Origin of the sequence: Pseudoalteromonas sp. TB51 (assembly GCF_000498055.1) — a bacterium.
GTDB classification, from domain to species: domain Bacteria; phylum Pseudomonadota; class Gammaproteobacteria; order Enterobacterales; family Alteromonadaceae; genus Pseudoalteromonas; species Pseudoalteromonas atlantica.
On the sequence record NZ_AUTO01000007.1, the window covers coordinates 1 to 7,731 of the forward strand.

Consider the following 7,731-nt stretch of genomic DNA (forward strand, 5'->3'; position numbering starts at 1 on the left):
CCCAAAAAATAACAACAAAAGCGCAGCGCAAGCAGCACCACCCAAAACGGCTCCAGCCCCAAGTGATGAGCTTTCAAAACCAGTTATACCAACGGTTTCGGCCTCGAGCGAGCCAGAGCCTGCAAGCTCTAATGCACCAAAAAACGAGGCAATTTACGAGCCACTGCCTGCCGATACGCAAGCCACAGAGGCTGAGCCAGAACAAGCTAAACCGGAAGAAGATGCACCAGCACCTGAACCTAAAAAAGTAGCGCCAGAGCCAAACACCGCAGAGTTTGAAGCTGCCGCAAAAAATACATTAGCGCGTATTCAAAATGCAAAAGGCTTTGCAGAGCCCGAAGTAAGAGAGTTTAACCCAGACGCACCTTCGGTTAAGCGCACGCGTAAACACAAAGCCGCCGCGGTAGAACAGCCAAAAGCAGAGCCCGTTGAAGAAGTAAAACCACAAGAGTCTACTCTTGTAAACGAACCGGCTGCGCCTAGTAACCCTATCAATGAGCCCAATACCAGCGCGCAGCTGCATACAGCCGATAAAAACAGCGAGCTTGATCAAACCACGCTAAATAGCGAACACGACTTTAAAGAGCCCGAAATTCGTACCTACAATCCAGATGCGCCTTTAAAACCAAGTAAAGAACCTGCACAAGCTACAGTTTCAGCAAAACCAAATAACGAACCCACGTTAGATGCGCCAATATCAACAGCTCACGAACCACAGCCAGCGCAACCAGAGGCCGATAGTACGCCCAAGCAAAGTGATTCTAGCAACCCATTTGCAAACCTTTCGCTAGATGAAAGCTGGGACCCAAACTCAGATAAAAAGCCCGTGATTGAGGAAAAAAAGAAAGCGCCTAAATCACAAGCCTTAATAGAGGCAGAAGAACGCGCTAAAAACATGCAAACAAAAGAATAGCCGAGCAAATAAGCTTGATATTATTGCTCTAAACAAACAATTTTTAACGCAGCAAATACGCTATTTAAAGATAAAGCTGCCATTACTCAATTTCCAGCACAAAAAGCGGCCACAAGGCCGCTTTGTCGTTTAAAAATATAGAGTTGTATTAATGCGCTTAATTAAGATAGCTATTTTAAGTATGGATTTAAAACTGAGAACACGTTTTATTGCTACAAAAAATGCGTTGTTTAGTTGTTATAACTAACTAGTTGTACACTGCTGTACTTTTAGCATCTTTGTATTTGTAACACAGCTAGCGCCAAGTTTGGCGGCTAAAAATAATTAACTATAATTGCGCTTAGTATTATTCGGGGGGCATGTTTTTAATATTTAAATCGTATTGTAAAATACCATCGTTATTAACCGCCACACCCGCTAATTGCACAGAGTGATTAGCAAACTCTTCAGACGCCGATAAATGCGCTAACACGCCGGCTATGTCTTCGTGTTTAGGTTGGCCGTCGGTTGCCACAATGCCTGCATTACAATCGTTTTGCTTACACTCAAAACTGTATAAAAATAGCGACTTTTCAGCAAAGCTGCTTTGCACTTTATCTAAAAACACTTGCTCTGACTGTGCTAAATCAAGCGTACTTTCAATTTGAGCAGCGCTTTCTAGCTCAGAGTATTCCCCCACCTCTTGAGGAGTAATCACTATTTGCTCGGTAAGTGCAGTGCCTTCTTTATTAGTTACATCGTGGCTACTTTGCATTGCTTGTATATCTACCACCAGAGGTTGAGCAGGCTGCACAGACGTGGTGTTAGTTATTGAGTTGGGTAGATTATTTTGAGCCAAGGCGGTCAAATCGTTTTTAAACACGTACAAAGTTGCAGCAGTGATAGCGCATGCAATGAGTAATTTGTTCATAATACTTCCCTCCTTCAACCAATTTACGCAATACAATTAAGTGAAATGCTTTTTAAGTGTAGCCAATGTTAATATTATGTTTTGTTTGGGTGTGTACTGTCAATCTTTAATACTAGACAGTGCAAATTAAAAGAACAATTTTATCAATGTTAATATTTAATGAACCACTGGTAAGCTCAGCGCGCCACATTATAATGCTGGCAATAGCTACACGCTCATTTTGCAACCAAGCAGCACGTTATTTGTTTGTAACAAACTGTAAAAAGCAACTCTTTTTATGACCCCCCCCCAAGCAAAAAGTTTGCGTTTATTGTTACTAAAACTTAAATAAAATTACCCAAAGTAAATAACCGCATAATTAAAACCATACACAGCAGCTTTAATTTGCTAAAAGATGCAAAGATTACATAAAGAAAGGCACTAACATGTAGGCGCGATTTTATATCGTGCTTGTAAACGTCGGGCTTGCTCACGTTAGAAACGCAGCTTCTCATTACTTAAAAAATTAACACCGTAAAAGCCCTGCTTTTAAAACGCCAACAAGTTGCGCGTCCAACAAAGCAAACTAAAATTTATGTGGCTTAAATGGCGCTTTTAACCATTTTGAATAGTCATGATTAAACGCAGGAAACTGTTTAAATAACATCGCGTTTAATTGATCTTTCGAAAGCTTGTTACAGGGGTTTTTCTGCTCTGCCAGCATAATATTTTTAAGTAATACTCTGCCTGATTGGGTATCCATTAAAAAATAAATTGCAGCCCAGCTACTAGCGTAGAGCATACTGCTGTCGTCTTTTTGCCACGTATTATTTAACCCGATTAACCGACTAAGTCTAAACACGTTTTTAGTAAGCTTATTATTACGTACCCAGGTTTGATTTGGCTCTACAATAGCAGTTTGCATATTGTTATGGGTAAACTCAAAATACCCAGCAACCCCTTCATTTAACCACCTAGGCGTGTACCCTAAAACTGCTTTATTAATAGCATGTACGGCTTCGTGCACTGCCGTCCTCATGGTGTTTTGTTCGCCACTAAAATTAATAAACGCAGAGTTAGTTGCATGAAAATACATTCCAGCTGTATTTTCTGGGTTGCCGCCATTGTTAATAATAGCGGCGCTATAAGCCCTACGGTTAGGAAATACCGTTAAGTTTAGTTTTACCTTTTTTAGAGCATGCGCACCAATAATTTGTCCATACACCTTAAATACTGTATTGAGTTTTACTTGTAGCTTTTGGTTAAATGAAGGCGGTAAATTTGGCGTGTTTAAATTAAGGTCAAAATAATCCAGTGGCTCAGAAAAATTACTCTCGTACGTTGCTACAGCAAAGCCAGGCTTGGTATCGCTAAAATGTGCAATACCCGCCTTGTCGGTCCAAGTGTATATAGCACCGTTACGCTTATATTTTACGTCGCCTAAAGATACATCTGTACATTGTGTTTTATCTGCTTGAGGCGAGTGATTACGCGCAGGCACAAAAGAGCTGCTGCCCGCCGGCGTTTTTACAGAGTTTACGGGTTGTACTTTAACTAAAGGCTTACTTGGCTGAGTTACGTTTAAATCGTTATAAATACGCTTAACTTCACCTATCGGGTCGTGATAATTAAACACCCGCCCTGTAAAATGATTAGCAATAAGCGCTGAGGCAATAAGCATTACAACAAACATAAATACTATGCGAAGCTTAGTATTAAACATAGTTACGGGCGCCCCTGCCATTGGGTCTCAAATACTTGCTTTTGCGCTACTCTATACTCGCTACACCAAACAAAATCGCTTGTCTCCATCCCTTTTTTACGACACCGCTTAGGCAATCTATAAAGTTTAGACCACGCCTCAAGCTTAGCCTTGTTTTTATAGCTTGCACTGTGCAAGGTCATGTTTGATACCTTTTGATTGAGTAACCAGTTGGTGTTCGCCGAATGTGCAGCATGTGGGCGGTATGAGTTATTACTTTTTTTAAGTTTATTACAGTGCTTTGCCAATTGGGTAAATAACACTTTGTCGCGAGCAGTTAATCGCCCACCTTTTTTAATGCTATAACCCTGCCTAAATTGAGAGCGAATAGATTCACGCTCCTTTTCTATGCTTTCGCACTTACTTTGCGTGTAGGCCTCGCCTGCATAAGAGTACGTTGAAATAAAACTAAGCAAAACTAAAATCCATTTAATCATTATTCACTCCTTTAAATAACATCTTAATTAAGTGTACCTATTTAAGGTTGGCAGCGCATTAAATATTGCCCTTGTTTTGCTTCATTGGTACTTACGGTTTAGGTAAAATTAGCCGCAGAGTTGGCTCCAGTTAAATGGTCGATGTTTAATTTGTCTTGTAGACCGAGAGCTTGCTCACGTTAGAAGCGTAGCTTCTCATTACTTAATAAATTAACACCGTAAAAGCCCTGCTTTTAAAACGCCAACAAGTTGCGCGTCTACAGGTTATATCAAAGTGTTCTGTTAAAACTCGGCGTAAGCGCGAAGCTTGCTCGCGCTAAAAGCAGAGCTTTTGAAATAATACAAACAGTTCATAAATATCGCGTTGGCGATGGCAACCAAAGAGAAGTAGCCGCCGACTTCTCTTTGGAATCTCTCGGCGCCCCGAGGATCACACTATCTCCTCAATTTAAATTAATGATATGAACGTAAACGCGATGAAACACGTCCGTGTGTAAGCATCACTTAACGCGCATCCATGCGCTGCTATTACTCATCACTAATTCAATTTCGGGTGTGATCACGGGGGAGTGGCCTAAGCATCAGCCTTCAATTCAATAATGAGTTAATGCTTGTTTACAATGCACTTTTAAGTAAACTAACTGCACGCAAACAGGGAGTGGTTTTAATGCAGCAAATTGGTATTTACGAGCAGTTAATTACGCAAGTAATTGAGCAAAATTTAAATCGTGATCAATTTTATGTGGGCGAACGCCAACTAGAATCGGCAGAGGCCGCAACATGGCTTTCACGCTTTTTGGGCAAGCTTGTTGAGCATGCAATAAACGCCATTCCTAACTCTAACGAGCGTTTGCAAGAGCAAATTAGCCTAGCTAATAGCCTTGTTCTTTGGCTTAAAGATCATATTCGAGATGATGAACTGATCAACGAAAACCTTATCGATAGCCAAGGCCGAATACTTACTGCGCTGTTTAATACCCAAAACCCCATTGCTGCAAACCTTAAAGATTATTCAAGCGATATTTTTCCGCTAACAGGGCTTACCCAAAGCGAATTATTTAGCGGTGCAAATGCAGGTATATCGCTCGAAACCGAGCTAAAGCGCGAGATTAAATCGTCCGACACTATTTACTGGCTTGTCTCATTTATCAAATGGACGGGGCTGCGCATTTTTAAAAGTGAGCTTGAAGCCTTTACCAAAAGCGGCAATAAACTCAAAGTAATTACTACTTCATACATGGGCGCAACGGATGCTAAAGCGGTTGAGTTTTTGGCAAACCTACCAAATACCGAAGTAAAGCTAAGTTACAATAACCAGCAAGAGCGCCTACACGCTAAATCTTACTTATTTATGCGCAATACGGGTTTTCATACAGGTTATATTGGCTCGTCTAATTTATCGCATTCAGCGCTTACCAGCGGCCTTGAATGGAACTTAAAAATTACAGCGCAAGAAACCCCACACATAATAGCCAAAACCAAAAGTACGTTTGAAACCTACTGGCAATCGCCAGATTTCGAGCTATTTACAGGCAAAGCTGAATGTAAAGAAAAGCTAATAAACTCTCTTAATGAGCAACGCGGTGTTGGGCAATCAAGCAGCCAGTTTTATTTTGATATAACACCAAAAACGCACCAGCTCGCTATTTTAGAAAAGCTAAGCGTAGAGCGCAGCGTGCATAATCGCTTTAAAAATTTAGTGGTTGCTGCAACCGGCACAGGTAAAACAATTATATCGGCGTTCGACTTTAAAGCTGTATACGATAAAAACCCAAACGCACACTTTTTGTTTGTAGCCCACCGAGAAGAAATACTAAAACAAGCGCAAAGCGCTTACCGTGGTGTGCTTAGAAATAACGACTTTGGTGAGCTGTGGGTAGGTAACTATAAACCGCAGCGCTACAACCATCTTTTTGCGTCAATACAAACATTAAACAGCCAAATTGGATCGCTTAATTTAACGCATGATTACTACGACTACATAGTAATAGACGAAGTACACCACGTTAGTGCTGCAAGTTACCGCGCTATATTAAATCACTTTGCGCCCACTATATTACTTGGCTTAACCGCCACACCAGAGCGTCAAGATGGCGCTAATATACTCGATGATTTTTGTGGGGTAATAGCCGCTGAAATTCGCTTGCCAGAGGCAATAAACCAACGCCACTTATGCCCATTTCAATATTTTGGACTAGATGACGATACCGACCTAAGCCAAATAACATGGCGCGGTGGCCGTTACGATATAAGCGAGCTAAGTAACCTTTATACAGGAGAGAACAGCCGCGCTAACAAAATTATATCCAGCCTTGCTGATATAGTGACGAATGTTCACAACATTAAAGCGTTGGCATTTTGCGTAAGCCAAAAACACGCGGAGTTTATGGCCTCTAACTTTAATTTAGCAGGCATAAACGCCGATGTACTCACCAGCAAAAACACTAATGAGCGCGCGACCAAACAACAAGCACTGCGCCAAGGCGAAATACAAATACTTTGTGTGGTTGATATTTTTAACGAAGGAGTCGATATCCCAGAGGTCGATACCTTACTATTTTTACGCCCAACGGAAAGCCTAACTCTGTTTTTGCAACAACTTGGCCGTGGTTTGCGCTTACCCGATAACAGCCAAAAGCAATGCTGTACCGTGCTCGACTTTGTAGGTAATGCTCGCCCAGAATACGACTTTGCCAGTAAATTCCGCGCGCTGATTGGTAAAAGCAACCAACCAATAAAAACTGAGATTGAAAACAACTTCCCACATTTACCATTGGGTTGTCGTATTGAGCTACAAAAGCACACGCAGCAAACAATATTAAAAAATATTCAGCAAGCCATAAACACAAAGCGCCGTTTACAACAGCTGATAAATAGCTACTCGCAACATACCAATAACGCGCTAACGCTCAGTAATTTTTTACGCATAAACCCACAAGTCACGCTTGAAGATATATACAAACCAAAAGATAAAAAACTCGGCGGCTGGCACTGGTTAAAAGGCGATGAAATACCCGCAGAGCAAGCCGACATTTACGCCGCGTATTACCGCGCAATCAACACCCAGTTACTCGGCTGCAACTCGCTTAGCTATTTATGCTTTTTACGTCATTTATGTAACAACGACTTTAGCTTTACGCCAACAGCGCAAAACCACCAGTACGCGCTTATGGCGCATTACAACTTTTGGGATAACACAGGCACAAATTTAGGGTTTAAAACCCTTGAGCAAAGCTTACAAGCACTTAAACACAAAGAGCTACAACAAGAGCTTAACCAAGTAATTACGCTATTAATAAACCGCATTCACCAGCAAGAAAGCGATTTAGCGTGCTTACCTAATCACGCAATCAAATTACACAGCCGCTACACACGCCAACAAATACTCGCCGCGTTTGGGGCGCACTCGTTTGATAAAAAATCCACCGCCCGTGAAGGTGTTTTAGAATTTAAAAACCAAAACCTAGAGCTACTATTTGTAACACTCAACAAGTGCGAAAAAACCTACTCGCCCACCACGCTATATCACGACTACGCAATCAGCCCCACACTGTTTCATTGGCAAACGCAAAACAGCGCCCGCCCAGAACACGGCCGAGGCCTTAGTTATATTGAACACAAAAAAACAGGCAAAACCATCCTGTTATTTGTGCGCGAACAAGGCAAAGACGAAAACGGCCGAACCATGGGGTTTGTAAACTATGGCGAGGTTAAATATTTAAGCCACAAC

4 protein-coding genes and 1 pseudogene are annotated in these 7,731 nt (G+C 41.6%); 2 read left to right on the forward strand and 3 right to left on the reverse strand.

Annotated features, from left to right (window positions below; genetic code table 11):
• A pseudogene (locus L650_RS24210) lies at positions 1 to 913 on the forward strand (cell surface protein); the annotation flags it as partial.
• 346 nt (positions 914 to 1,259) lie between these two features.
• Here the strand turns inward: L650_RS24210 and L650_RS0100235 are convergent.
• The 3 genes from L650_RS0100235 to L650_RS0100250 all read right to left on the reverse strand — a co-directional run bounded on the left by L650_RS0100235 (position 1,260) and on the right by L650_RS0100250 (position 4,001).
• Positions 1,260 to 1,823, reverse strand: coding sequence for a hypothetical protein (locus L650_RS0100235; RefSeq protein WP_024032972.1), 564 nt, complete (start codon positions 1,821 to 1,823; stop codon positions 1,260 to 1,262).
• Between the two features lie 565 nt (positions 1,824 to 2,388).
• Positions 2,389 to 3,525: a DUF1570 domain-containing protein gene (locus L650_RS0100245; RefSeq protein ID WP_029771683.1), complete on the reverse strand. Its 1,137-nt coding sequence runs from the start codon at positions 3,523 to 3,525 to the stop codon at positions 2,389 to 2,391.
• Between the two features lie 2 nt (positions 3,526 to 3,527).
• Positions 3,528 to 4,001: a hypothetical protein gene (locus L650_RS0100250; RefSeq protein ID WP_029771684.1), complete on the reverse strand. Its 474-nt coding sequence runs from the start codon at positions 3,999 to 4,001 to the stop codon at positions 3,528 to 3,530.
• A 667-nt stretch (positions 4,002 to 4,668) separates the two neighbouring features.
• Between L650_RS0100250 and L650_RS0100255 the strand changes: the two genes are divergently transcribed.
• Positions 4,669 to 7,731, forward strand: a 3,063-nt coding sequence (locus L650_RS0100255; RefSeq protein WP_029771687.1) for a DEAD/DEAH box helicase, incomplete at its 3' end; no start/stop codon positions are given.